The organism is Ruegeria sp. SCSIO 43209 (assembly GCF_019904295.1).
GTDB lineage: Bacteria > Pseudomonadota > Alphaproteobacteria > Rhodobacterales > Rhodobacteraceae > Ruegeria.
The window spans coordinates 283681-309102 of record NZ_CP065359.1 but is presented as its reverse complement, the minus strand read 5'-3'; the positions used below and the strand labels follow the sequence as shown (position 1 = coordinate 309102).

Below are 25422 nucleotides of genomic sequence, written 5' to 3'. Positions count from 1 at the left end.
CATGAGCCGCATTTTGATCATTGGCGGCGGCGCAATTGGCCTTAGCGTAGCCTATCATCTTGGGAAACGCGGCGCAGATGATGTCACGTTGCTGGAGCGCAACCAGTTGACGTCGGGCACCTCCTGGCATGCGGCGGGGATTGTTGGCCCCTTGCGCGCGACGCCCAATATGACGGTACTTGCCTCTGCCGCGCTTGAGGTCTTTCCGGCGCTGGAGCAAGAGACAGGCATGTCCACCGGATATCGACGCACCGGGGGTTATTGGCTGGCGCGCGAACCGGCGCGCATGGACGAATTTCACCGGATTGCTGACCTCGGCGCGACGCAAGGGTTAACGCCAGCGATGATCGCTGCGCGCGATGTTCCGCTGCCCGTGCTCGATCTTTCAAAACATGTCGGCGCATTGCATGTGCCGGAAGACGCCAATGTGAACCCGGTCGACCTATGTATGGCCTATGCTCGTGCCGCCAAGACCCTCGGTGTAACGATCCGTGAAGGCGTCGAGGTCGAAAGGCTGATCACCGAAAACAGGAAAGCAAAGGGCGTGGCACTTGCTGACGGCACCACTATGGAAGCGGACCAGGTGGTCATCGCGACAGGAGCCTGGTCGCGAGAGCTGGCTGCGACTGCCGGGGTCGCGCTACCGCTCCAGGCGGTTGAGCATATGTACGTTGTGACCGAACCCTTCCCCGATCTGCCCGACCCTTTCCCAGTGATCCGCGATCTGGATCGAGGCATCTATATCAAGGGCGATGCCGGAAAATTGGTGATTGGCGGATTTGAACCCAATGCCAAATGCTGGAACCCATACGGGCCAGAAGGCAACCGACCTTTCCTTGAGATGGCAGAAGACTGGGATCAGTTTGCCCCTTTTATGGAGGCGGCTTTGGAGCTTTGCCCCGCGTTGGAGCACTTAGGCGTGCAGCATTTCATGAACGGCCCCGAGAGCTTTACCGCCGACACACGCCCACTAGTCGGGGAAACTGACGTTGATCGTCTGTTTGTCGGCGCAGGCATGAACTCGGTGGGTGTTATGTCCTCGGCCGGGATCGGACGCGCCTTGGCCGATTGGATGGTCGATGGCCAACCGCCAATGAACATGTGGGAGGTGGATGTCGCCCGGGTCGACCCACTTACGGCAACGCCCGCGCATTTGGAAGCACGGATGGAAGAGGCCGTCGCGGACCTCTTCAACCTGCATTGGCCTTACAAACAGCCCAAGGCCGGGCGCGGGATGCTTAGGTCCGCACTGCATGATCGATGGGCTGCCCTTGGGGCGCAGTTTGGACAAACCGCCGGGTGGGAGCGAGGGCTTTGGTATGGCGAGGCGCAGGCGTATTCTATTGGCGCTCAAGGATGGTGGCCGATTACCCAAAACGAAGCTGCGTCTATGGCCAAGGGCACGGCCCTGATCGACCTCAGCCCCTTTACCAAGATAGACGTCACGGGGCCGCGTGTTCTTGACGCGCTGAACCAGCTTTGTACCGCGCAGATGGACGTCGCTATCGGCAAAGCAGTTTACACCCAAATCCTGAACGACCGTGGCGGGATCGAGATGGATATCACCGTCTCTCGTCTCGCCGACAGCCGTTTCCATATCACATCGGGTGCCGCGACCCGTGCTCGTGACTTTGCGTTCCTGCGACGCAATCTGGCCGATGGCGTGACGCTGACGGATGTGACCGAGGAGTTTTGCACACTTGGTGTCATGGGCGCAGGCAGTGGCCCGGTGCTGCAGAAACTGGATGCCGGGGTCGCATGGGCAAATGCGCCAATGGGTCAGGTGTGCGAATTTAAGGTCGAAGGCCAAAGTGCGCGCGCCACCCGCGTAAGCTTTGTCGGTGAATACGGCTGGGAATTAACCCTTCCCAATGCTGTCGCAGTGCGCGTTTTCGACGCGCTCATCGCTGCAGGCGCTGCGCCGCTTGGGCACTATGCGCTTGATGGCTGCCGGATCGAAAAGGGCTTCAAACACTGGGGCCATGACATTGATCCGACCGTCACACCTTTGGAAGCGGGGCTTGGCTTTACCATCGACTGGAATAAGGACTTCACCGGCAAGGCAGCTTTGCAGGAACAAAAGGAACAGGGCACCCGCAAACGTCTTGTCCTGATGCAAATCGAAGGTTCGGCGTTGATGCTGCACGATGAACCCATCTTTGAAGAGGGTCGACATGTCGGGTTCACAACCTCCGGCGCGCGTGGACCTCGCACCGGGCTGAACCTTTGCTTTGCTCTTGTGTCCACCGACCCAAGTGAGGCGAAAGCTCAAACTTGCGCACGTAGTTTCACGGTAAAGGTCGCTGGCAAAAACTATGCTGCCACCCCGTTGCAGCGCCCGCCCTTTGACCCGAAAAATGAAAGGATGCGTGGACAATGAGCACCGTGACCAAGGCACAGGTTGTCATCATCGGCGGCGGCGCGATGGGCGTCTCGCTGATGTATCATCTGGTCAAAGTGGGTTGGACGGATGTGCTGCTGGTGGAGAAGAACGACCTCACCCATGGCTCAACCTGGCATGCAGCGGGCCTGTGTACCCATTTCGCGCACAATCCGACGATTCAGGAACTGCGTGCCACGTCCGTGCGACTCTATCGGGATATTTTGCCACAGGAGACGGGCCGTGACTGCGGGTTTCACACCACTGGCGCAATGCGGATCACGCGCAACCCGGACCGGATGGATGAGTTTCGCCATGTCGCAGGCCTGTCGGATTTCACGGGCTATCCGCTGGAAGTCCTGGCACCCGAACGCATCGCCGAGTTGCATCCGCTGGCAAGACTCGACGGTCTGTTGGGCGGAATCTATGAACCCGATGACGGCCACGTCGATCCCACGCTTGCCACCAACGCCATGGCTGAGGTGGCACGCCAGGGCGGCGCGCAGATCTGGCGCAACTGCCCAGTAACCGCGATCCGGCGCGATGGCGACCATTGGTTGATCGACACGCCCAAAGGCACGGTTGAGGCGGTACATGTAGTCAACGCGGCTGGCACTTGGGGATGGGAAATCGGCCAAATGATGGGGCTGAACATCCCCTCTGTCCCGGTGCTACACCAATATCTGGTAACCGATACTGTACCGGTCGTGGAAGACCGGATTACTCAGGGGCTGCCTGAACTGCCGATCATCCGCGACCCCGAAGAAAGCTGGTATGTCCGGCAAGAACGCGATGGGCTGATCCTTGGACCTTACGAAAAAGAGGCACAGGTCTGGTCCGTGGATGGCGTCCCGCCCGAATTTGGTGCGGACTTGCTGCCGCCTGACCTAGACCGGGTAGAAGATATCATCGAGGCGGCCATGGCACGCATTCCAGCGCTGGAAACTGGGGGCATCAAATCGGTCATCAACGGCCCCATCACCTTTACCCCCGACGCCAACCCGCTGATTGGTCCGGCGCATGGGTTGCAAAACGCGTGGTTGCTGACCGGCTCGTCCATGGGTGTGATGGAGGGCGGCGGCGCGGGCTGGTTCCTCGCGCATTGGATGACCCATGGCGCGCCGCCTATGGATGCGCTGGCAGTGGATAGTCGCCGCTTCGGGTCCTGGGCAGATCGCGACTATCGCGTGGCCAAAGCCATTGAGTGTTTCGGCTTACAATTTGGTGTCCACTATCCCCACGAGGAACGACCCGCAGGTCGTGGCCTGCGTCTGTCTCAATTGCATGAGCTGATGGTCGAACGGGGTGCGGTCATGGGAGCGGCCCATGGCTGGGAACGGCCAAACTGGTTCACCGATACACCCGGCGCAGAGGCGATTGAAACCTTCCGCCGCGCCAATTGGTTCGATGCAGTGGCCGCCGAGGTCGATGCCGCCACCAACCGCGTTGCGATGGCCGATCTTTCGGTGTTCTCGAAATTCGATGTCACCGGGCCGGATGTGGCGGCGTTCCTTGAGGCGCTCGGATCCAACCGCGCGCCAGAACCGGGGCGCATCGGCCTGACCCATGTGCTAACACCAGCAGGCGGGGTATTGTCGGAGCTCACCGTCACCAGATTGGCCGAGGATCATGCCTACCTGACCTGCGCGGCTGCGGCCGAGGAAATCGACTTGGATCAGTTGATCAAGGCAGCGGCGGCGTTCGAGGTCACCGTTACCAACCGCTGCGAAGATCTGGCCGTGATCGGTGTCATGGGCCCGAAATCACCCGATGTGTTGCCCCAACTCACCAGCATGCCGTGGCTCACCGCGCAGGCAACCGAGATCGCTGGTATCCCCGTGCGAGCCCTGCGCGTGTCCTACCTTGGGGAATGCGGGTGGGAGCTGCATGTTACGCGCAATCAGGCCGTTGCGCTTTTCACCAAACTGGAAGAGACCGCCCAACCCCATGGCCTTGGCTTTTATGGCGCCTATGCCGCCAACTCGATGCGGCTGGAAAAGGGCTATCGCGCTTGGGGAAGCGACCTGACAACGGAACGCAGCCCGCTAGACGCCGGCCTTACACCCTTTGTCCGCAAAGACTTGCGCAACACCCTGCGTCAAGAATGGGACATGGTTCTGCTGGAGATTGAGGCAGGCGAAGTCGATCCGTTCTATGCCCACACGCTTTGGCATCGGGAGCACCCGGTTGGGATCATCACCTCCGGTGCTTATGGCCATCGCACCGGCAAAGTGCTCGCACTGGCGTACCTGCGCGACCCAACTGCACGCGAAAACTTGACCGTTTCCATCCTAGGGCAGCACAGGCGGGCAACCATTCTGCCGCGTCCTCCATATGACCCTGACAATACCCGTTTGAAAGCTGGAGCCGCCAAATGATCGAACATCCCCTGCATACCGATTGGAACTTTGACAGTACCGCCGCGCGGCGTGATCGGTTCTATGCAGCCTCACTGACCCGTTTCACACCGTTCCGGGAACCAATCGTATTTCAGAAGGGGCAAGGTCAGTATTTGTGGGATACGGACGGGCGGAAATACACGGACCTTCTGGGAATGAACGTCTGCATCTCTGTCGGCCATTCGCATCCCCGGGTCGTCGCCGCAGCGATGGAACAGGCGCAAGAACTCACCCATTGTACGACCATGTTCTATCACCCGACGCCTGCGCATTTGGCAGAGGAACTTGCTGCCACAATGCCAAAAGGTCATGATTGGGTGGTGCATCTTACCAATTCGGGGTCTGAGGCCATCGACCTGGCCATGACAATGGCGCGGACCTTCACCGGCAATCTTGATTTGCTCGCTTTGAGGACCGCCTATCATGGACCGACCGCTGCAGCGCAATCAGTCACGGGTATTTCTGGGTGGCGACACCCGGGCATGCCCGGCAACGTGGCTTTTGTCGCTGATCCGAACCAGTATCGCGGCATTTTTGGCCCCGGCACTGCGCCTTATCTTGATGAGATCACCCACACGATCAATGCCGCTACATCCGGCCAGGTGGCCGGGATTTTGGTTGAGAGTGTGCAAGGTTATGGCGGTATCCACCAGATGCCGCCGGGATACATGTCGGGGGCGGCGGAACGAGTACGCGCAGCAGGTGGGCTCTATATCGCGGATGAAGTTCAATCCGGTTTCGGCCGCACTGGCGATCACTTCTGGGGGTTTGAGGCGGACGGCGTGGTTCCCGATATAATTGTTATGGCTAAAGGTTTGGGCAATGGCTTTCCTATCGGCGCCGTTGTGGCCAAGAAACATATCGCAGAGCCAATGGCCGAGAAGTTCATGTTCCACACCTATGGAGCGAACCCGACCTCTGCTGCCGCCGCGCGTGCCGTCCTTGCGGTAATGCGCGATGAGGGTTTGCAAGAGAACGCAAAGACCGTTGGTGCAAAGCTGTTGGAGCGCCTGAACGATCTGAAAGCCAAGCATAAGGCCATCGGAGATGTTCGAGGCCACGGTCTGATGCTGGCACTGGAATTCGTGATCGACCGCGACAGCAAAACACCTGACAAGACGATGACGTCCGAGGTCTTCGAGGCTTGCCGCGCACAAGGAATTATCTTATCGAAATCCGGTCCGTTCCAGCAATGCCTACGCATGGTGCCCCCGCTTTGCCTGTCTATGGAGGATGTGGATCAAGTCACAACGAGTCTAGATCAGGCGCTAGGCGATGCGGCGATTCAGATATGAACAGCACCAAAAAGTGTAGTGTTCATGACGCGGCCAGGTAACAGCGTGAACAAGCCCGTTACCACAAGCGCCAAAGCAAATAGGGATATCATAAGCACCTTGTGACGGTTGATGTCTCCCTGACGTGCCGCCTTGCTCGCCAGAAAAAGGCTAACAAGTGTAACCGGAATCAACAGGTGGATGGGAGAGTAGCTCCCCCATAACCGTGTCTGGTGCATGAAAACTGCGGTAAACGCCGTTCCCGCCATAAGTAAGGCCCAAGCATATCCGAACAGCCGATGACAGTGGTTCACCTGATAGGTGCATGATGCCTTAATGACTGAGACGCGCGGCACGATCTTTGTAGCTTTTGGACCAAGCTTGCTGCCAGCGCGGGCTGATGAGTTGTGCCCTCCTTTTTTCGTAGACTTTGAGCCTTCGGCCATCGATCCGCCCATGTACAACCAGCGCACCCGATACCTCTTCGCAGCTGATATATTTATCGGGATGTGCTGCTTTCCAGGTGATCAATCGGGCGCTTTCGTTTTGGGCATTGTTCTTTGCCAACCAGTGCCAAAGCTGATCTTTGGATGTGATCACGATCTCGTCCATGGTGCCCCAGGTAGATCATGTTCAGGTTATCCGCTGCAGAAAGGCTTCGGCGGTCGTGACGTGCTTGTCTTTGACATCCGAGGACATGCGCTCAGCCGTGCGGCACATCATTGCCCATCTTGGATTGCTGGCAAGCGTGCCCGCGTGTTTCAGGATGAAGCGCCAATACAGACCGTCCCATATGTCGGCCCACGGCCCTTTGCCCCAATGGCTCATTTTGCGGATGTAGTTTGAGCCGGAAAAATAGGGCTTCGTTGTGATCAGCCCGCCGTCAGCGTGCTGGCTCATGGCATAGGCGTTGGGAACCATGACCCAATCATAGCTGTCCACGAACATCTCCATGAACCAGCGGTAAACATCGTCAGGATCGATCTCGCAAAGGAACATGAAGCCACCCAGAACCATAAGCCGCTCGATGTGGTGGCAATACCCGGTTTTAAGCACCCTGCGGATCGTGTCGTCCAGCGGATCGATCCCGGTGCTGGCGTCGTAGAATGCGACTGGCATAGTGCGGCGATGGTTCCAGTGATTTGTGGTCCGCATCTTTACGCCTAGGTCATCATAGGTCGCCCGCATAAATTCACGCCATCCGATGATCTGGCGGATGAACCCTTCCACCGAATTCAGCGGAACATTTCTGCGATAGGCATGGGCGAGCGTGGTATTCAAGACTTGTTTCGGCGTCAAAAGTCCAATGTTCAATGCGGGCGTCAGGACAGCGTGCCAAAGCCAGCTTTCGCCTTCGACAATGGCATCCTCATAATCGCCAAACCGATCAAAGCGCCGTTCCAAAAACTGATTTAGCCAGTTGGCCGCTTCTTTGTGGAATGTTGGGTAATAAAGACGATCCAGTGTCCCCAGAGCGTCCGGAAACTCGGCAAGAACGCTGTCTTTTGCCGTTTGATCAATTGCATCATGGGTCGGCCAATCAATCCAAGGCAGGCTTTTGAGCAGCGCTTTGGGGACTTTCTTTCGATTGTCTTCGTCATAGCTCCACTGCCCGCCCACCGGTTGATCGCCATTCATCAGCACGTTCAAACGGCGGCGTTGGCTTTTGTAGAACTCCGCCATGAACCAGCGCTTTCTGCCGGTCGACCAAGCCAGGTTATAGTCTTGTGTGTTCAAGAAGCCTGGGGACGGCTGTAAGTTGATTGTGATGTTTGTAATACCCGCCGCCGCACTTAGGCGTTTTTCGGCGATAAAATCGACAGGATCGACCATGTTCACTTGATCGACGCCGAGTTCTTGCAGGTTCTGAAATAACCGCAAACACGAACCCGCCTCCCGTTCATAGGGCCAGATCGTCGCGTCGAAACCCTGCCTAATCAGATCGTCGCGATATCGGGCCATCGATGACCGGTGCAGCCAAAGCTTTTGCTTGTGCATGTTGGCGGGATAGATCGGGTCGCCAAAGAATAGAGGGTCTTCAAAGAGCACCACTTTGTCCGGCTGGGGAGTCAGACTGGGATGTTGGGCAAACAGTTGGTTAGGGAGCAGCAGGGCAGCGGTTGACAAACTGAGATCTCACTTCGTTACAGCGATAAAATTCAACTGGCTCAGAACGTTCGGTATCTTTTTCTTTAGTCCGAAAAATCCCGCCTTCGCGTGGGGCCATGAGACAGCGTCATAAGGGCGAATTAACCGTTCCAGCGTCAGGCCTGCTTCACGCAAAATAGGCTCAGCACGATCTAACCTGGACCGTACCGGACCTATTGGCGCATAAGCAGTCGCAATTCTTCTTACTCCTGCACTTTGCGCAGCTTCAATTATTGGCAGACTCCAATCATCGGCAGATTGCGCACGCACTTCATGGTCTGACAAAACGCTGTTCATTGCTTCTTTTGCAAAATTCACCGGGATAAATCCAACCGGATTAGGGGAGCGACCGTGGGTTGCCAAAAGTCCTACCACTGCAACGGGCGGTACGGGCATGATGGATGCACCGGTCATGTCATCCTCGCTTACTAGCAATAGAAATGGCTCTTTCGGCTGCATTTGAAGGATTGGAAAAGAAACACGTGGGTGTTCTACCGGTTCGGTCAGCGGTTCTGCGAACTTGGCCAATCCAGTGGGGCGAAATCGGCCTTCGGTATATTTGGCGATGTTGTCAGGTCGGGCGAGGTAGGTCTTGCCTTTCGTGTGCAAGCCCGCGACCCATCGCCAGCTCAATGTGTTCGACGCCGGATCACCATCAATCAGATGTCGCAAAAACAAGTCAGCGCCCAACTGCCAAGGCAGACGCAAGGTGAATATCCAGATTGAGGCAAACCAAATCCGCGCATGGTTATGCAGATAACCGGTGCCCACGAGTTCTTTTGCCCAATGATCAAAGCAGTCTATGCCGGTATTGCCTGACACTGCATCAGTATGGCGGCTTGCCAATGACGTGTCGTTATCAAGTGAGTTAAGCGCGTCCATCAGGTCGCGTTGATAGTGTGACCAGACGCTTGGTCTTTGTTCCAGCCAACCTTTGAAGTAAGCCCGCCAAAAAACTTCTTGTACAAACTTCTCAGCAGTGTCGGGACTGTGCGACGCCAATACCCGTGTAAGCACCTCCTCTTCGGTCAACAAGCGATGGCGGAGCCATGGTGACAAGACTGATACATTGTTGCGCCGCTCGGTCCCAAAATCGTAGCTCCGCGTGCGAGCATAGTCCTGTCCAGCGCGCGTCACGAATTTCTCTAGCCGTTTAAGGCCACCCGCGCGCGTCGGGCTGAAATCGACGGTCTCGGGTAAAGTAATAAGTTCCGGGAACAGTTCAGTCATGCGGCGGATCTGCATTTATTTGAGCAGTACTTAACCTCATCCCAGACCTTTTCCCATTTCTTGCGCCAAACAAACGGACGCTGACAGACTGAGCAGATTTTCTGTGGTAGATTCGCTTTTTTTCGCATCTTCATTCGGCGTCTCCGCGTGGTAGACTGAGCTGTGCTAGATCCTCTGTCGATCCTGTGCGTTTAAGTGTTCTTTTACCGGATTTTCTGCTGGTGTGTTTTGACATGATCTTTTTGGATCCATCGCGGAATTCATCGCCTCTGCGGACCCTCCAGACCCTTTCGCGCGCGGCTTTGACGGCCGCCATATGATCAAAGACGCGTGCAGGATAGGCAAAGCCTATGATCTGCCCTGCGTTCGGTGCCGTCCAAGGTTCATGGATGTACGGGTCAGAGATCGCCGCCAATTCGGGCACCCATTTTCGAATGAACTGCTCATGCGGGTCCTGATCGCACCCCTGTTTCACTGGATTGTAGGTGCGCACCGTATTGATGCCCGTGGTTCCCGATTGCATCTGCACTTGGCTACAATGAATACCCGGCTCGTAATCCGAAAACATCCGCGTCAAATGCAAACCCCGAGCCCACCAATCAAGCCAGAGGTGATAGCTAGCCGTGGCCGTCACCATTGCCCGCATCCGAAAATTCAGCCACCCAGTCGCTGAAAATGACCGCATGCAGGCATCAAAAAACGGATACCCCGTTTCCCCCCTTGACCATGTGGAACGTAAATCCGCGTGGGGCTCCCGAGGACGAAGACCATCGTAGAGCGGATTTAAATTCTCCGACTCCATCCGCGGTTCGTCCTCAAGCTTTTGAATAAAGTGGCAATGCCAATGGAGCCGGCTGGAATATGATCGGAGAGATTTGCGCCAATTTCTGGCATTCGCAGGCAATGAACGACGCTGTCGATCCGTCGCTTGCTTCACTTCACGCATCGAAAACGCACCCCATGCAAGATAAGGCGAAATGCGCGAGTACGCGACTGGGCCCTCAATAGGGCTCGACACTTCACGCCGATATCGTTTGCCGCGGCTGATCAGATAACTATCCAAGGAATCAAGTCCCGCACGGCGGCCAGCAAATTGGCGGTGGGCGCATGGATCATCCGCCAGGTTAAGGTCACACCGGATCGGCGTGGGGCCGAGCTCTATGTCTAAAGGGGTAAGTTGCGTTGACGAAGACACGAGTCGCTCCATAAACTCTGTCCAGCGGGCCGCCCAGCCATCGCGGGATTTAAGCGGGCGAAACACACCATGGTTCTGAACCTAGGTCCAAGGAATACCTCTCTGCCTGCACCACGCGCTAACTTCACGATCCCGCCGATAGATCCAATCATTTCCCTTTTCATCATGTGACCAAAGGACTTCGATCAGTCGGCTGGTCGCCAAATCAGACAGCACCTGTGTCACCCGACCCATACGTAAGATGAGCAGTTGGCCCAAGTCCGCTAAATCTCCACGCAATTCAGCAAGTGTTTCGGCAACAAAGTCCCAATGTCGCGCCGCGGCATCGGGTTGCTTCCAAAGCTCGGGCTCAACCACATAAAGCGGCAAAACCGGACCGATACGAGACGCCTGCGCCAGCGCTTCATGATCATCGACCCGGAGATCGCGTTTGAACCATACAACCTGCACGTAATCTCCCTTTTGATAGAATACGTGAAAGCTCTTACGTTGGATCTGCCGTCCGACAAGTCACCTACCAGTGTCAGACTTGAGCACAATGAACTCTGGCAAACCGCACTCAAACAAGAACTCGAATGTCCACAAATCTTTCAGTTCGATACTGCTCCGATTTCGCGTTTGCACCGAATTTCCATTCTTAGGAGCTACGTAGCCGGGTATCTAAAGGTAACTGGAAAGCAAGTTTGGGTCGTTCGTTTATGGCTCAATGTCAGCTCTGGGCGCATCGGTGCGTTTGGGGTGAGGCGCAGCATTTGGGAGATTGGGCACGAAGCAGTCGTTGTTTGAATTCAACTCAATGTCTGCTCTACGGACAAAGCCGCCTTTTGATTGCTTGCGATCAACGACTATTTCTAACCAGATGCGGCCACCTTTAGCTTGATATAAGTACTCGGCAGGCCAAGCCGCCAAGGTCCGCTGATTTCTCCAGTTTTAGTTTGCCGCCGTAAGCGTTCATCAGATCAACACAGATTGCCAAACCCAATCCTGTGCCGCTGACAGAGGTATCCAACCGACCTCCGGATCGAACTACTCCGTCAAGTGCATCCTCCGGAATTCCTTGTCCGTCATCCTCAATGCAAATCTCAATGCCGCCCTCTACACGCTTTGCGGCGATGTGAATTGTTGTCCGACACCACTTGAGCGCGTTGTCGAGAAGGTTTCCAATCACCTCTTCGATGTCCTGAGTATCCATTCGAACCTGAATCCCATCCTCGCAATCTGTCGTCAGAGATTTTCCTTCGCGTTCCGCCATGACCGAAAACAGTCTGGATAACCTGTTGACGGAATTGGTAAGGTCAGTTCGTGAATGCGTAAGTTCTGCGGTGTTCGACGCACGCATACGCGCAAGTGAGCGCTTTAGCTGAGCATCAATTCGATTTAACGCGTCATCTGCAGGTTCGATATCTGCACCCGCGTCCGACAAAATCGCCAGTTCATTTCTGAGAATTGCCGTCGGTGTTTTGAGCGCATGTGCCAGATCCGCAGCTTGTCGCCGAGAACCAGACACAATTTCACGATTCCTGTGAAGCAATTTATTTAGGTCCTCAACAAGCGGCGAAACCTCTTCTGGGTAGTCTTCCGGAATCAAGTCATCTCCTTTGTCCCAGCGATGCACCACATCTGCGCGCAGTTTTTTGAGTGGGCCAATAATTGCTGACATCAACAACAACGAACCGGCAACTCCAATCAAACCAACCAATCCAAAAACCGGTAGCAAGTTGTTTTGCGCGGCTCTGCGTTCGCTTATCAGCTCTCGCCTGCTTTCGGCGACCGTTACGCCCCACTCGGTTCCGTCTTCGAATGTGATTCTCTGATATGCGCTACGAACGGCTTCGCTTTCCGGACCTGTGGTGTTCCAAACGATTGCCTCTTCGCTCACACGTACAGGTTCGGAAATTGTCTCGTCAAAGAGCGAGGCTGATGTGAATGTAGCCCCGTTTCCATCGGTAACCTGCCAGTATCTGCCTGAATACGGCGTTCCATAGGCTGGATCGAATATCAGTTCGCGCAGTGCCTCAGGGTTGTGCGTCGTTGCGCTCAAACCGACAACGAGTTGGGTGTGCCGGTCGCGTAGCGTCTGGTCGAATTGTTCCAGAACACGGGTGTTGATGTACGAAAACACAATCAACGTTCCGACGCCGACAGAAAGCGCGCCTGTCGCAAGGCCGCCAAGCAAAGCGCGTTGGCGCAGCGATAACATCAGGTCGTATCGATCATATAGCCGCGTCCTCTGACCGTTGTAATAAGGTCAGAGCCCAGTTTCTTTCGCAGCCGGGTTATGAAGACGGCAATGGTGTTCGAATCCCTGTCACCGTCATATTCATAGATATGCTCTGACAACTCGGTACGTGACACCATGCGTCCGATGTTGTGGGCAAGGTATGTCAGAACTGCGATCTCTTGCGCCGTCAGATCGACAGGAATGCCGCCCACGCTGACGCGACCGTTTCGTGTATCGAGCATAACGTCCCCCATTTCGATAACCGGGTTCAACTGACCGCTTTGTCGGCGCAAGATGGCCCGTACACGAGCGGCCAGCTCGGGCATGTGAAATGGCTTGGTCATATAGTCATCAGCACCTGCATCAAGACCATCCACCCGCTCGCTCCACCCATCGCGGGCGGTGAGGATCAACACGGGTGTCTTGACGCCCACGCTGCGCCATTCGCGCAGGACAGAAATACCGTCGCGTTCCGGCAACCCGATGTCGAGGATGATCATGTCGTAAGGTTCGGTCGCACCTAGGTGCAGGGCGTCAGTACCATTCTTGGCCACATCTACCACGCGGCCTTCTACGCTAAGAAGTTTCTTAATCTGCTCGCATAGCTGCGGTTCATCTTCGGCCAGAAGTACTCTCATATTCAAAAACTACAGTCACAAGGGCTTTGGTTTAAGCCCTATTTTTTACCGTTGCCCTTGCCGTTCCCGCCAGAGTTGCCGCCGCCGTTTCCACCGCTGTTTCCGCCACCATTGCCGCTGCCGTTTCCACCGCTATTACCTCCTCCGTTTCCACCACCATTTCCACCTCCATTGCCGCCGCCGTTGCCATTGCCGCCGCCGTTGCCGCCGCCGTTTCCACCAGCATTGCTATTGCCACCGCTTTTGCCGTTGTTTCCACGGCTCGCAGAAGCTCCACGATTGCTGTTGGTGTCGCGGCTGGTGTTGGCGTTGGCGGGGTTCGAACGGGCTGCTTTTGATATTTGACGCCCAACGCTGGATCGATTGGAAACGACTGTACCGGACTGGGCATTCACAATGACACTGACAATTTTTCCATCGGGCTTTTTGACTAGAATACGATAGTAAATTTGATCAGCCTGAAACGCGCGCGCATCGACTGGAGTCCCGCCATAGGCTTTTTCGACACCTTTGATAACCCGTTTCAAACGAATGGTGTCCCCGGTCAGGGTCGCTTTGCGCAGTTCACCTTGCTTGAGCTCGCGTGTCTGGGCAGCCGCTTCCCCAACAGGCAAAGCAACAATCAGGCTTGCTACCACCAAGATCACCTTCGCGCGCATGAAAGTCCTCGTATTTCGCGGCTAGAGACTACGTCTTTCGACATGAACCGATGATGAACAAGCAGTTAGCCCTGCGTTCAAGCACCCTCAAGTTAAATGGCAAGAAGCATTGGGGATTCGTGCGTGAATCAAGACTATTGAACATAGCGAGTTGTTTCAGAAAACTGATACCCGCTGATTTCAACCGAGGAGGTCGATATGAAAATCACCAGTTTGAGACTGCTAAAAGCATCGACCCTGGCAATCGCGTTGTTGGGATCTACAGCCATCGTAGCTACCGTTGCGGTGCCGGATATTGCATTTGCAAAGGAGGGCAAAGGCAATAGCGGTGGAAAGGGTAACGGTGGAGGCAACGGCAAAGGCGGCGATAAAGGAAACGGTGGAGGCAACGGCGGCGGAAAAGGCAATAGCGATGGCAAGGGGAACTCCGCCAGCGGAGATCGTGGTGACCACAGTTTCGCCGGTAACAAAGGCGGAAAGAAAGGTGCCGACAAAAGTTTTGGTGGCCGAAACACCGGGAAATCCAAGACAAAATCTTCGCGCTCTGCTTTGGGCAAGGGCGGTCGTTTTTCCTTGAAGGATATCTTTAGCGGCAAAGGCAAGTCGAGAACGGTTGCCACATCTGGAAAACGCTCGACCACCAGCGGTAGCAAACAAAAGCCCAGGACGTACAAGAAGCCTTCGAAAACAGTAATTGTCGAAGAGTCCATTCGCCCAGCGGTCAGGGAAAAGGGGAACAAGATGGCGGCACTTCTTGGTGCCCACCCGTCTGAGTTAGGGGCGCTCAATGCCGCCAACGCCAGCGCAACTGCATTAGAAAATGCAGCACCCAATTCCCGCGTAGGCCGAATTGCCAATTATCGAGATACCGTGTTGGCCGGAGAACCCTTGCGCGAAGAGCTTGAGGAACAATTGGAAGAGCTCGCTGGCTTGGAGCCGCCGGAGCGGACTGTTCCTGAGATTGAAGAAGACCTGGAAGCCGCGTTGAGTGAAGTCCAGGAAAACCAGGAACGCGTGGAGGATCTCGAACAAGCTCTGGAAGACGCAGGGGGAACAGACCCAGAGATTGAGGAGCAATTGGATGAAGCCCGCGCTGATTTGGACTCTTCGATCGAAGCAGCGCAGGACCTGAACGATGAACGTCAGGCTGCCGTCGAATACGAAGAAGCGGCTGAACAGGTGCAAGAACTGGCTGACCAGGTCGAGGAACAGGAATTGACCGAACGGGAAGCCCTAGAAGCCGCCGCAAACAAGCCCGTGACCGACGCCGTTGAACATGAGGTAAAGGCGCTGTTGGGTCTGTAACGAAAGACAACGGCTCTCTGCGTCAATCAACCCTCAGTACTGACCACTCACGGAAGTACTAAAGCCCGGGTCAGCCAAAGGCTTCACAGGATGGGTAGCGGCTGGCCGGATACTTTTGCAAATCAAGGGCTACGCCCTTTTTCCCAAAGGCATAAGAAAGAAATCCCGCCCCATAACTGGAGCGGGATTTAGTTTTCAATTCCAATATCTAGGACGAATACCGGGAATTGTGTGGGGGTCTGCTGAACTGCCTTCAGACGTTGTTATGTGCCTCGGAAAGCCGCTTGTTTTTGACGATCTGTGTTAATGCATTATCGATAGGAGGGAAGCGACCACTGCTCGATTTGGTCGTGGTTGGCAAACGTTCTTCGGCGATTTTGCCGGAGGTTTGCATCACAGCTGTTGTGCTGGACTCTTCAGTCACAAAGGCAGACTTGATCATGCGTTTCCCCTTGTCAGCGATCAAACGGAACAACGTCCCGAATGATCCAACACCATCACTATGCCTGAGACTGTTTGAACACTCTGAGAATACATTGTTCACGTTCAGTTAATGTTGTTCGCGAAATAAAGACAAACGAATAGGCGGGCGACCAGGTGGAGGAAGAACTTCCCGTTTTGATGCTTTAGTTGAATTTGCGATGACAATCGCAGCCGATGATTTCAGCTCGTGAACAAACTGCTGCATCGGAAAGCAACTCTTCGCTTATGAACTCGCCAAGGCCCATTCAAGATCATATCTAGGCTAAGAAGCTGAAAAAGGCGCTGGGAATGAAAAAGATTGTTGGGATTCTGGCGGTGGCACTGACCGTGCAAGGCGCGTCATTTGCGAACGCCAGTGTCAGCTTGTGGAGCCTTAGCACGGGGCACGTTAGCGGAACCGGCGCTACCTCGCCGATCCATGTGAAATCCAAATCCGGACATTGTCCGCCGGGCTTGGCAAAAAAGGCAATCCCGTGCGTACCGCCTGGACAGGCAAAGAAATATCGACGTGGCGATTACATCTATGATGGGTATGTCCGCATTGATGATCCCAGCCGTTGGGGACTACGGCGCAACGGATATTACGTGCGTGCCGGAGATTATGTTTACGAAGTAAACCGTGAAACACATGAAGTGCTGAACCTGATAGGGGCAATCGCCGACATTCTGAATTGAGAGCTGGTATCGCTCACCACCTTGAAGCACTGTTTGCGGCCATTCGGTTGGATTGCGGCAGTCGAAAGTATGGACTCGCTGCGGCCATTCACTGTGGTGCGCTTGGACTGGTGGTGAGAGCCCTGAGCGGACCTTGATCGCCGTTTAGGGTTTCGCTCTTGCAGCAAGTCGCGAACTGCAAAAAAAGGTCGTTAGACCTAATGACGACTAAAGGCGAGTGTGCAGACAAAGACGCCGTTCAGTTTTTGGGTGGTTCGTAGGGATCGGGCGTTCCCGGTGGAATCGGAGGGTATTCCTCGAAGGTAGCGATGTGCTCTTGCAGCTGCGGAAGCGCCTTTTCGACCGCCCACGTGTAAGGGAAAAGTACACTTTCGCGCTCGTGTGGATCGTTCAATAGATTGTAGACCCTTGGTGTGTCGAAAGACTCCGTTGCACCAAAAGCCGTCGTATTCTCTTTGAAAAGAACTTTCCAATCCTTCCATTTTACGCCGAATATTTGCTCTCCCATGTAAACGATCACGCCTTCTCGGTTTGAATTTGGCTGGACACCAAGAAAGAACTTCGACTGGTCGATACCATCAAAGGCCCTGTCATCAGGCACCTTGCCGCCTGCAAATGCCGCAAGTGTCGGATAGAGGTCCATCGAATGGACAACATCGTTGCTTGCTGAACCCGCGGGAATCTTACCCGGCCACTTGATCGCAAAAGGCACCCGCATGCTTCCTTCGAGGCTGGTGAACAGAGTGCCACGCCAGGGCCCGGCGGTGCCATGTACCGCTGGCACGGGCGAGACATTTGCGTTTCCAACCGGAAGAGCTTCGGGGCCATTGTCAGCAGTAAATATCACCACAGTGTCGTCGGAAACACCTGCCGCCTCGATCGCATCCACGATGCGCCCGACATAGGTATCTGTTTGAAGCAGAATATCGGCCCAAACACCATTACCGGTGGCGCCATCAAATTCCTCGGACGCGATATTTGGATAGTGAGTCTGAGTATAGGCAAGATAGATAAAAAACGGCGCTTCTTCGGCACTCTTCGCTTTGATAAACTCGATAGCCTTTTTCGTCAGGTCGCCGTCTATCTCGCCGCGATAGTCGAGATCGTAGTCCCGCGCGATGGTTGCTGGCTCACCTGCAACACCCTGCATCACAACAGGCTCTTCCAAGTTGGCTTCAGCAAATCCCGGAAGCGTGCGCCAGACTGTAACGTCAGTGGTCTCAACTCCGAAAAATTCGTCGAATCCTTGATTCGTTGGATATCGTCCTTCGGTCCAGCCAAGGTGCCACTTGCCGTACATGGCCGTGTTGTATCCCACATCCTTTAGCATCTCGGCCATCGTGATTTCCCACTGAGTTAGGCCGTAGACACCGCCGCCTAGTGGGACCGTGTGGTTGCCGCTCCGGATGCCATATCGTCCCGTCATGGTCGCTGCGCGGGACGGCGTGCACTGGCTTTCCACGTTGAAGTTCGTGAGTCGCAGTCCCTCCGCGGCGAGGGCATCCATCTCGGGGGTCGCTGTACCTCGGATTATGCCACCTCCATTGAACCCGGGTTCACCCCAACCAAAATTATCTAGAAATATGAATACGATGTTTGGTTTATCTTGAGCTGAAGCTCCCGTGGCAAATTGAAGGGATAAGGCCAGTAGGAATGTTCGCGACAACCATTTCATAACAACGCCTCCAATCAAGATCACAGGTTCAAGTCTGACGATCCAGGCCACAAGTCGTCAAGAACACCCACTCGTTGCGGTATTTTCTCACAACGGCTGAGCGTTAAAGAATTGGGCGAAGCTGCGGTCCGATTTTGGTCGAACTTCCCCCGGGGTCCTTGTGCAAAACTAAGAAAAACTGTTGTTTTCCTTGACGAACAGCCGGCTCAGATGTTGCCATGGGCTGGCATTCAGCTCGGCTGGGAGGTTCAAATGAAGTTTTTTCTGACGACATCAACAGCAATAGTTTCCGCAGCATTCATAACAAGCTCTTCACATGCTCAAGAGGCCGCTCAAGGTGGGCAAGTTGGAGAGATGACCATATCAGTTGATGATATGCGTGAACCCGCGCCTGCTGATTTCTCACCTTATGCAGGTCGAAACTTTCCTACACGACCTCTGTGGGGTGACACTCACCTGCACACGTCAAATTCGCTCGACGCGCGGGGGTTTGGCGTCATCCTGAGCCCAGACGATGCTTATAGATTTGCACGCGGTGAGGAAGTCACTACGTCGCACGGCCTTCGGGTGCAGTTATCGCGTCCCCTCGACTGGCTTGTCGTATCCGATCACTCGGACGCCATGGGCGCCATGAATGAGATCGTCGCAGGGAATTCTACGCTGATGCGCGATCCAACACTTCGAGACTGGAACGAACGTCTTAATGCCGGTGGAGATGTTGCTCTCGGCGCAACAATGGAGGTCATAGAAACCTTTGCGGGTATAACCGGTGATGCTCTTCCCGAGGCTGTTTCAGATCGCAGGTTCGTACAATCCGTTTGGGACGAATTCACGCAAACTGCGGATCATCACAACGACCCCGGCGCATTCACTGCGTTCATCGGGTACGAATGGACGTCCACTGAAGGAGGCAACAACCTCCACCGCAACGTGATCTACCGAGATGATGCCATTCGCGCACGGCAGATGCTGCCATTCACAACCGCAGAAACTTTTAATCCCGAACGTTTGTGGGACTGGATGGATACTTATGAACTAGAGACCGGCGGCCGTGTGCTGGCCCTTGCCCACAACGGTAACGTCTCCAATGGCCTGATGTTTCCTGTCGAGACCAACCCTGAAACGGGTGAACCTTTGACAGAAGATTACGCAGAGCGGCGTGCCAAGTGGGAGCCGATGTATGAGATCACCCAGATCAAGGGCGATGGAGAAACCCACCCGTTTCTCAGCCCGAATGATGAGTTCGCGGACTATGAAACCTGGGATAAGTCAAATCTGGGTCCGACACCCAAAGAAGACTGGATGCTTCAGTACGAATACGCGCGTGAGGCTTTGAAGAATGGTCTTAAACTAGAGGCTCAACTCGGCAGCAATCCATACAAGTTCGGAGTAGTGGGCTCGACCGACAGCCATACGGCTTTGGCAACGGCGGAAGAAGACAATTTCTTTGGCAAACACTCCGGTGTCGAACCGGAACCTGGCCGTTGGCAGCATGTCGTTGGCGAGTTCGATACGACAAGGATTCTTGGGTGGGAAATGGCAGCCTCAGGTTACGCTGCAGTCTGGGCAGAAGATAACACGCGCGAAGCGATATTCGATGCCATGGAGAGGAAAGAAGTATATGGGACGACTGGTAGTCGCATCGCGGTTCGCTTCTTTGGTGGCTGGGACTTTACTGAAGCTGATGCAAAATCTCGTTTGCCCGCCGACGTCGGATATGAAAAAGGCGTTCCGATGGGTGGGGACCTCGCAACCGCTACAGAAGGCGCGGACTCCCCGACATTCCTGGTCGCTGCCCTGAAAGACCCGTTTTCCGGCAATCTCGACCGTATTCAGATTGTGAAAGGCTGGTTAAATGCCAACGGCGACACTGAAGAGCGGGTTTATGACGTGGCATGGTCGGGAGACCGCGAACCTGATGCGGACGGCAACCTACCGGCGGTGGGGAATACCGTGGATGTTGCAACGGGTACGTTTACCAATTCGATAGGATCCCCGGAACTGATCACTGTTTGGACGGACCCTGAATTCGATCCTTCTGTGCGGGCTTTCTACTACGCCCGCGTCCTGGAAATTCCCACACCGAGGTGGACAATTTACGATGCCGTTCGGTTCGGAGACGAATTGCCTGCTGAAGTGCCGACCTCAACACAGGAACGCGCTTACACTTCGCCAATTTGGTATACTCCCGGGGGGTGAAATATACCAAATACCTACGTCGTTGCTGTAAAAGCCCGGCAGTTCAGGTCGCCGCAACATTAGGCTAATCCGTTCATGCGAACGTCCGCTAAGAGCTAAACTCGGTCATTCGCAACCGATCGTAAAAACGTCCGCTTTGGGACCGGACGAGAATTTACGGCACATTTTTTGGGAGGGTAGAGGCAAGCTCCAGACGGTTACCGTGAATAGAATCCATCACGAAGTTCTTGCCTCAGGCGCAAACGCTCAGGGTATTCTTTCATGAATTGTTCGGGTGGTTTGCCTTCCCAAACTTGCGCATAAACCCGCATCTTGTTGCCGCCATAGATCTTTGCAAGGTCCTCGTTTGAATAGCCCCGCGCCCAAAGGTCATCGGTTATCGCCGCAAGGATTTTGGCGAGTTCGCCGTTGCCGGTAGCCCCTTTGTTGAACGCGTCGATCATGTAGCCGCCATCATCGTACATACTCGCATTGTCAGTCGCCCACTGCACGACGAGTTCAAGTGAGAACATGTCATCCGTTGCGATTCCGACATGGTCAACTCCTACAAGTCGGACGTAATAGTCGATCATGTCAGCGGCCTGCTTGGGTGAGATATCTTCAGGCCAGACGCCGTCCATCATCCATTCAGTGAAGGTCGGAGAAATGTAGCCGCCCGATTTGGCCGCGCGCAGCGCCTCGTCGTCGGGAATGGCACGATAACACCCGCGCAGCGTCGCATTCGGTTCATTCGCGTAAAGACCAGCAGGGACAGAGTGCGTGTAAACATAAGGCACACCGGGATAGGTCTCATCCATGTAGTCCATTGCGTCATTGGCCGTTTTTGAGCCAGTATGGCTCAGGTCCAGCAGGATACCGAACCTCACCATTTCATCGATGACCGACTTCCCCCAAGGGGTCAGACCAATATCGCGCCCGTTGTAGGCCGCCAATTGTCCTGAACCTGTGCGGAAGATGTCATTGTAGGCCAGGATCATACTCTTGATCCCCATATCCTTGAGCACCGCCATCTTCTTAAGGTCGCCGTCCAGGATCGTAGCCGTTTGGCTGTTCCAGATGACCGCCGTTTTGCCTTGTAAATGGGCAGCTTCGATATCGCGGGTTTCATTCACAATCAGGTAGTTTTCCGGTTGCTGCGCCATGGCCGCACGGAAGTGGTAATGCTGATCCAGAAAGGTTTCGAAAGACATATCTGCAGCAGCCAGCGTCATTTCGTGCCCTGTGATACCGTTCTCGCGAGCACGCTCAAAGTATGTGTGAAGCTGCTCGTCTTCGGTCCAGCCGGTGCCGTGGGGGCTGGCCAACATGCCAAGGACAATTGCGTCCTGCACAAATTGCTTCGCCTCATCTGACGCTTCCCAAGTCTTGCTTTCCTCGCTGGCGTTCAATGCGCCCCCAATAGCAATCGCTATGGCACCTAGGGCTAACAAGGTCTTCATGTCCCAACCTCCCAATCTACTTTGCTTTTTGGTTGCCACTCTCGAACCACCTCAGAAAACGATCCGGGTTCTTAGACCGAACAGCGTAATGCTATCCTGCGTGGGGTTCAGCAGCGGGTTAGATATGAACTGCAGTGATGGCGTGATCTGCAGCCCGGGTGATATTGAAAAACGATAGAATGCTTCGAGCGTGAACTGATCACCGTCTATGCCCCTTGCCTCGGCCCAGTTCAGTCCCAGCCCGGCCAGATCGGTATTGCGACCGTAATATCCCAGACCTGCAGAAACGGACCGATCATAAAGCGCCGCTGTCCCTTTTGAGGCCCCTGCCCTGAAGAATGGCATCCATTTATTGCCAACAAACCACGCCGCTGAAAACGCGGCCCCGTAGTCTTCTGGGCGGCTGCCATCGTCGGCTGCATCCGCGTGCCAAAGGGTCAGGTGGATATTGTCAAAGTAGATGCGATCAAAGCCAGAGGTGTAACCAAGCTCGAGTGACTTGAAGAGATTGCCATCGCTAAACACATCAAAGTTTGGATCAGACGGGTCGGCGTTTGCGTCTGAGATGCTCGCAACAGCGTAGAAGTTTTCGCTCAGCTTTACTCCACCGGCAATGCCAAGGCCTTGATTGGGTGTGTTAATAGTCGGGTTGGTATTGAAAGACAGGTTTTGGAAACCACTGTATGGGCTGACCAACCCATAAATGTCCACAAAGTCCGTTACATCAATCTGCCCGACTTGCAGCGTCCACGCGCCGTTCTCGGCCCTTTGCGTCCAGAATAGATTGGTCAGCAGAAAACCATTATCGTTGAAGGCTGTCCCAGTGATCGAAAGTGCTCCGCCATCCAGCCCAAGGAATTGCGGGGCAACATCGGTGTAACTGTGCCGGTCTTCGATCTTGAATGTCAAAGAGCCGCGTTCAGTTGCCTGCCAACTACCGTAAAAACGCGCAATTCCGCTTGCCGCTTCGCCGGTTCCCAGATCAGCATTCGTGGATTGGCCCAATGCCAAGTAGTCAATATTGAAGCGAAAACCTTCCTCGGCCAGTCGGTCTTTCCACTGAAACCAACCTGGTGCGATATTGCGTGGAAAATCGGAACGGTATTGCGGGTCGGTTAGCCCATCTCCGGGCTCTAGATCAGCTTCAACCGAAGATGGCCCGGACAGTCCCTGAGCCGACGCTGCGCCAGCGAAGGCAATGCTCAAAGCGGCAACCAGAAGTCTTATCATTCAGACGCCCTTGCCCTACCGGTCTTGCGAGCTCCCGCCGCCCGGATGCGATCGGAGGCGCGCTGCCTCCATTCAAGCCTGTCTGCTTCAGTCTCCAGAGTTTCGACACGTTCCGTCTCCAACTGGAACGTCGCATTCATAGGCATAAGGCCGTCCACAACCATCATGTTCTGAACAGAAGGATTGATGGTCAAAGTGCCCGTTAGCCGAACAGGTTCGTGGAAATAGCTGGGCGTCCAGTCGCCATTCAACCGCACACGGATCATTTGGTTGGGCGGAGGTGGAGGCATGTGACTGCACATCCCGCGTTCCGGCACCAGATACGCGACAGGTCGCCCGTCCGGATCACTCGGAGCAGGAATGGCAAAGCCCGCGAGTGTGATTGTTTGACCGTCGAATTGCGGATTTCCGTTTGTACCAGCCTTTCTTCGACGTTCTGTTACGACCTCTCGCTGATCGAGTAGCCAGTCGACATCAATACCATCTGCCACCAAGGCATCCTCAGTCTCGGTCAGAAGCTCTTGCCATTTCTGCCTTTCTTCATCGCTACCAGATTCCCGCTGCAATCTGCCGCGCAGCCTTACGACGTAAAGAACATCGTCGAACTGTTCAGCGCTAAGTTCGCGATAGGGGTCTTCAAAGACCTGCGCGGACGGGTCAGGCAGGTCAGACCAGTCTAACGCGGTTCCTGGCGTCGCCATGACAGGAAGAGCACACCAAACCAACCCTGCGAATACTACGGAGCGGAAGCAATGTCGCATAAATACTCTCCGGCTGTTCAGACAGGTCAATCCAGTGTGTTTTTGTAGATGACGCCGTCCTTCATGATCAGGCGGATCGTATCTGGGCTTTCAGGCCTCGGGTCGGCACCAAACCATTGATCTCCCGTGCCAACAACCGAGAAGTCTTCAAGTGGGTTACCATCGATGAGCAGGATATCCGCATAAGCTCCTTCCTCGATAACGCCCAGTTTTCCGGCGGTATACGGGTTCATAAAGTCACCTGACAAAGCGACCACCTCACCACCCGTCGATGTCAACGTCACCATCGACGTGTAGGGTCCAAAAAACTCATTGTTCAGGTGCTTCTCGTAGGCAATCTGGATATTGCATGCCTCGACCGAACCAACACAGTCGGTCTGGAACCCTCGCTTCACCGGGCATTCCTTCATATTGTCGATGTAGCCCGCAAATGTGGCCGAGGCGGACTTTGCCTTAGCAAGACTCGACGGGACATTTGCCACTGCCGGAATATCTAGCAATCCGGGATCGAAGGCCGTCAGGTTGGTGGTAATGTATGCCCCTTTTTCGTTCATGACTTGGGCAATTTCACAGTCAAACGAGAAGCCATGTTCGATCGACATCACACCCGCATCTAGCGCGCTCAGGATTGCTTCCTTCCGATAGGAATGCGCCATGACATAGCTGCCATACTCGTTTGCCACCTGTACCGCAGCTTTGATTTCCTCAGGCGATCCAGCCAGCAACTGCCACGGATCGAAGGCCGATACGACGCCACCAGATTGCATGAACTTCAACTGCGTCGCGCCCATGCGGAAATTGTTGCGTGCGAACTTGTAAACGTCATCAACACCGCTAATTTCCTGCGCCAAGTTCAGCCTGCTCATGTTTGTTTCAGACCCGGGCGGTGCGGTGAAATTCGCGAAGTCAGCGTGACCACCTCGCGTTCCGATAAATGCACCAGATGGAAAGTAACGCGGGCCGTCAATTTGGCCTGCGTCAATTGCGCGACGTAACCCGCCATTGGCGCCACCCGCATCCCTGACTGTGGTGAAGCCCTGCATCAAATACATCTCGGCCATCCGTGCACCGTGTATGGCAAAGTCCTCCCACGTTGTGTTGGCCTCCATCGCAGGTAACGTCGGCCCCATCAGCATGAGGTGCGCGTGCAGTTCAATAAACCCGGGGGTCAGTGTCCGTCCCTCTCCGTCAATGACCGTAGCATTGGGGGCATCGATCGCATCGGTTGATACGGCCTTAATCAGATTACCCTCGACCAATACGCTGGCATTCTCGATACGCTGTTCATTCACGCCATCGAAGACATGCACATTGGTAAACAGCGTTTGAGGTTCTTCTTGATCCTGAGCCTGCACGGACGTTGGAAAAGAAAGAGCTGCAGCGACAATTACCGCCGAGCAAAGGGACATTCGTAGACCGGACATAAGCACTCCCTTCATATTCGTGTTTTGCAAACTGTAGTCCGGAAAATCTTGGCTCGGTTGCCACTTTCGAATTAGGATGTTCGAATG

At 54.8% G+C, this 25422-nt stretch carries 23 protein-coding genes; 6 read left to right on the top strand and 17 right to left on the bottom strand.

Annotated features, from left to right (window positions below; all coding sequences use genetic code 11):
• The first annotated feature begins 1 nt into the window (after position 1).
• Genes I5192_RS01590 through I5192_RS01580 form a run of 3 tightly spaced genes read left to right on the top strand, consistent with a single transcriptional unit; the run spans position 2 to position 6074 of the window.
• Positions 2-2380, top strand: coding sequence for an FAD-dependent oxidoreductase (locus I5192_RS01590; protein WP_223117600.1), 2379 nt, complete (start codon positions 2-4; stop codon positions 2378-2380).
• Complete coding sequence (locus I5192_RS01585) at positions 2377-4758, top strand: FAD-dependent oxidoreductase (RefSeq protein ID WP_255612016.1); 2382 nt, start codon at positions 2377-2379, stop codon at positions 4756-4758. The genes I5192_RS01590 and I5192_RS01585 overlap by 4 nt, the downstream gene beginning before the upstream one ends.
• Positions 4755-6074: an aspartate aminotransferase family protein gene (locus tag I5192_RS01580; RefSeq protein WP_223117599.1), complete on the top strand. Its 1320-nt coding sequence runs from the start codon at positions 4755-4757 to the stop codon at positions 6072-6074. Before I5192_RS01585 ends, I5192_RS01580 begins: the two co-directional genes overlap by 4 nt.
• Here I5192_RS01580 and I5192_RS22730 read toward each other — a convergent pair.
• From I5192_RS22730 to I5192_RS01530, 11 genes are all read right to left on the bottom strand, one after another.
• Entirely contained in the window at positions 6065-6499 is a 435-nt protein-coding gene (locus I5192_RS22730; RefSeq protein WP_223117598.1) for a DUF2306 domain-containing protein, read from the bottom strand. The two genes, I5192_RS01580 and I5192_RS22730, sit on opposite strands and share 10 nt — an antisense overlap.
• Positions 6387-6665, bottom strand: a complete 279-nt coding sequence (locus tag I5192_RS01570) for a hypothetical protein (protein WP_223118331.1) — start codon at positions 6663-6665, stop codon at positions 6387-6389. Before I5192_RS01570 ends, I5192_RS22730 begins: the two co-directional genes overlap by 113 nt.
• A gap of 21 nt (positions 6666-6686) precedes the next feature.
• Entirely contained in the window at positions 6687-8180 is a 1494-nt protein-coding gene (locus I5192_RS01565; RefSeq protein ID WP_223117597.1) for a cryptochrome/photolyase family protein, read from the bottom strand.
• Between the two features lie 9 nt (positions 8181-8189).
• Positions 8190-9446: an FAD-binding domain-containing protein gene (locus tag I5192_RS01560; protein WP_255612015.1), complete on the bottom strand. Its 1257-nt coding sequence runs from the start codon at positions 9444-9446 to the stop codon at positions 8190-8192.
• Complete coding sequence (locus I5192_RS01555; protein WP_223117596.1) at positions 9428-9565, bottom strand: DUF2256 domain-containing protein; 138 nt, start codon at positions 9563-9565, stop codon at positions 9428-9430. Before I5192_RS01555 ends, I5192_RS01560 begins: the two co-directional genes overlap by 19 nt.
• Positions 9562-10377, bottom strand: coding sequence for an FAD-binding domain-containing protein (locus I5192_RS22410; RefSeq protein WP_255612014.1), 816 nt, complete (start codon positions 10375-10377; stop codon positions 9562-9564). Before I5192_RS22410 ends, I5192_RS01555 begins: the two co-directional genes overlap by 4 nt.
• Before the next feature lie 330 nt (positions 10378-10707).
• Positions 10708-11076, bottom strand: coding sequence for a deoxyribodipyrimidine photo-lyase (locus I5192_RS22405; RefSeq protein ID WP_255612013.1), 369 nt, complete (start codon positions 11074-11076; stop codon positions 10708-10710).
• Positions 11077-11497: 421 nt separating this feature from the next.
• On the bottom strand, positions 11498-12826 hold the full coding sequence (locus I5192_RS01545) for a sensor histidine kinase (protein ID WP_223117595.1): 1329 nt from the start codon (positions 12824-12826) through the stop codon (positions 11498-11500).
• The gene (locus tag I5192_RS01540; protein ID WP_223117594.1) at positions 12826-13485 is read right to left on the bottom strand and encodes a response regulator transcription factor; all 660 of its coding nucleotides are present in this window, start codon (positions 13483-13485) and stop codon (positions 12826-12828) included. The genes I5192_RS01545 and I5192_RS01540 overlap by 1 nt, the downstream gene beginning before the upstream one ends.
• Positions 13486-13523: 38 nt before the next feature.
• Entirely contained in the window at positions 13524-14144 is a 621-nt protein-coding gene (locus I5192_RS01535) for a PepSY domain-containing protein (RefSeq protein WP_223117593.1), read from the bottom strand.
• Positions 14145-14278: 134 nt separating this feature from the next.
• Entirely contained in the window at positions 14279-14854 is a 576-nt protein-coding gene (locus I5192_RS01530) for a hypothetical protein (RefSeq protein ID WP_223117592.1), read from the bottom strand.
• A gap of 31 nt (positions 14855-14885) precedes the next feature.
• Between I5192_RS01530 and I5192_RS01525 the strand changes: the two genes are divergently transcribed.
• On the top strand, positions 14886-15449 hold the full coding sequence (locus tag I5192_RS01525; RefSeq protein ID WP_223117591.1) for a hypothetical protein: 564 nt from the start codon (positions 14886-14888) through the stop codon (positions 15447-15449).
• Between the two features lie 253 nt (positions 15450-15702).
• Here the strand turns inward: I5192_RS01525 and I5192_RS01520 are convergent, their stop codons facing one another.
• Positions 15703-15891: a hypothetical protein gene (locus I5192_RS01520; RefSeq protein ID WP_223117590.1), complete on the bottom strand. Its 189-nt coding sequence runs from the start codon at positions 15889-15891 to the stop codon at positions 15703-15705.
• 329 nt (positions 15892-16220) lie between these two features.
• Here I5192_RS01520 and I5192_RS01515 point away from each other — a divergent pair, with 329 nt between their 5' ends.
• The gene (locus I5192_RS01515; protein ID WP_255612012.1) at positions 16221-16607 is read left to right on the top strand and encodes an excinuclease ABC subunit A; all 387 of its coding nucleotides are present in this window, start codon (positions 16221-16223) and stop codon (positions 16605-16607) included.
• 238 nt (positions 16608-16845) lie between these two features.
• Here I5192_RS01515 and I5192_RS01510 read toward each other — a convergent pair whose 3' ends face one another.
• Positions 16846-18282: an arylsulfatase gene (locus I5192_RS01510; protein WP_223117589.1), complete on the bottom strand. Its 1437-nt coding sequence runs from the start codon at positions 18280-18282 to the stop codon at positions 16846-16848.
• 354 nt (positions 18283-18636) lie between these two features.
• On the opposite strand from I5192_RS01510, the gene I5192_RS01505 reads away from it, so the two are divergent.
• Complete coding sequence (locus I5192_RS01505) at positions 18637-20481, top strand: DUF3604 domain-containing protein (protein WP_223117588.1); 1845 nt, start codon at positions 18637-18639, stop codon at positions 20479-20481.
• 197 nt (positions 20482-20678) lie between these two features.
• Here I5192_RS01505 and I5192_RS01500 read toward each other — a convergent pair whose 3' ends face one another.
• The 4 genes from I5192_RS01500 to I5192_RS01485 form a co-directional block, all read right to left on the bottom strand.
• Positions 20679-21920: a dipeptidase gene (locus tag I5192_RS01500; RefSeq protein WP_170626120.1), complete on the bottom strand. Its 1242-nt coding sequence runs from the start codon at positions 21918-21920 to the stop codon at positions 20679-20681.
• 51 nt (positions 21921-21971) lie between these two features.
• Positions 21972-23150: a carbohydrate porin gene (locus tag I5192_RS01495; RefSeq protein ID WP_223117587.1), complete on the bottom strand. Its 1179-nt coding sequence runs from the start codon at positions 23148-23150 to the stop codon at positions 21972-21974.
• On the bottom strand, positions 23147-23851 hold the full coding sequence (locus I5192_RS01490) for a DUF3299 domain-containing protein (RefSeq protein WP_255612011.1): 705 nt from the start codon (positions 23849-23851) through the stop codon (positions 23147-23149). Before I5192_RS01490 ends, I5192_RS01495 begins: the two co-directional genes overlap by 4 nt.
• A gap of 86 nt (positions 23852-23937) precedes the next feature.
• Positions 23938-25350 carry an amidohydrolase family protein gene (locus I5192_RS01485; RefSeq protein WP_255612010.1) on the bottom strand — a complete coding sequence of 471 codons (1413 nt, stop codon included), beginning with the start codon at positions 25348-25350 and terminating at the stop codon, positions 23938-23940.
• Between the last annotated feature and the right edge of the window lie 72 nt (positions 25351-25422).

Bases quoted from the DNA above. Each gene is read 5' to 3' on its own strand.
- I5192_RS01510 (WP_223117589.1), bottom strand. From the start codon at position 18,282: ATGAAATGGTTGTCGCGAACATTCCTACTGGCCTTATCCCTTCAATTT.
- I5192_RS01555 (WP_223117596.1), bottom strand. From the start codon at position 9,565: ATGAAGATGCGAAAAAAAGCGAATCTACCACAGAAAATCTGCTCAGTC.
- I5192_RS01590 (WP_223117600.1), top strand. From the start codon at position 2: ATGAGCCGCATTTTGATCATTGGCGGCGGCGCAATTGGCCTTAGCGTA.
- I5192_RS01585 (WP_255612016.1), top strand. From the start codon at position 2,377: ATGAGCACCGTGACCAAGGCACAGGTTGTCATCATCGGCGGCGGCGCG.
- I5192_RS01530 (WP_223117592.1), bottom strand. From the start codon at position 14,854: ATGGACTCTTCGACAATTACTGTTTTCGAAGGCTTCTTGTACGTCCTG.
- I5192_RS01520 (WP_223117590.1), bottom strand. From the start codon at position 15,891: ATGATCAAGTCTGCCTTTGTGACTGAAGAGTCCAGCACAACAGCTGTG.
- I5192_RS01500 (WP_170626120.1), bottom strand. From the start codon at position 21,920: ATGAAGACCTTGTTAGCCCTAGGTGCCATAGCGATTGCTATTGGGGGC.
- I5192_RS01525 (WP_223117591.1), top strand. From the start codon at position 14,886: ATGGCGGCACTTCTTGGTGCCCACCCGTCTGAGTTAGGGGCGCTCAAT.
- I5192_RS22410 (WP_255612014.1), bottom strand. From the start codon at position 10,377: ATGCGTGAAGTGAAGCAAGCGACGGATCGACAGCGTCGTTCATTGCCT.
- I5192_RS01485 (WP_255612010.1), bottom strand. From the start codon at position 25,350: ATGAAGGGAGTGCTTATGTCCGGTCTACGAATGTCCCTTTGCTCGGCG.
- I5192_RS01495 (WP_223117587.1), bottom strand. From the start codon at position 23,150: ATGATAAGACTTCTGGTTGCCGCTTTGAGCATTGCCTTCGCTGGCGCA.
- I5192_RS01560 (WP_255612015.1), bottom strand. From the start codon at position 9,446: ATGCAGATCCGCCGCATGACTGAACTGTTCCCGGAACTTATTACTTTA.
- I5192_RS01540 (WP_223117594.1), bottom strand. From the start codon at position 13,485: ATGAGAGTACTTCTGGCCGAAGATGAACCGCAGCTATGCGAGCAGATT.
- I5192_RS01535 (WP_223117593.1), bottom strand. From the start codon at position 14,144: ATGCGCGCGAAGGTGATCTTGGTGGTAGCAAGCCTGATTGTTGCTTTG.
- I5192_RS01505 (WP_223117588.1), top strand. From the start codon at position 18,637: ATGACCATATCAGTTGATGATATGCGTGAACCCGCGCCTGCTGATTTC.
- I5192_RS01545 (WP_223117595.1), bottom strand. From the start codon at position 12,826: ATGTTATCGCTGCGCCAACGCGCTTTGCTTGGCGGCCTTGCGACAGGC.
- I5192_RS01515 (WP_255612012.1), top strand. From the start codon at position 16,221: ATGAAAAAGATTGTTGGGATTCTGGCGGTGGCACTGACCGTGCAAGGC.
- I5192_RS22730 (WP_223117598.1), bottom strand. From the start codon at position 6,499: ATGGCCGAAGGCTCAAAGTCTACGAAAAAAGGAGGGCACAACTCATCA.
- I5192_RS01490 (WP_255612011.1), bottom strand. From the start codon at position 23,851: ATGGCGACGCCAGGAACCGCGTTAGACTGGTCTGACCTGCCTGACCCG.
- I5192_RS01580 (WP_223117599.1), top strand. From the start codon at position 4,755: ATGATCGAACATCCCCTGCATACCGATTGGAACTTTGACAGTACCGCC.
- I5192_RS01570 (WP_223118331.1), bottom strand. From the start codon at position 6,665: ATGGACGAGATCGTGATCACATCCAAAGATCAGCTTTGGCACTGGTTG.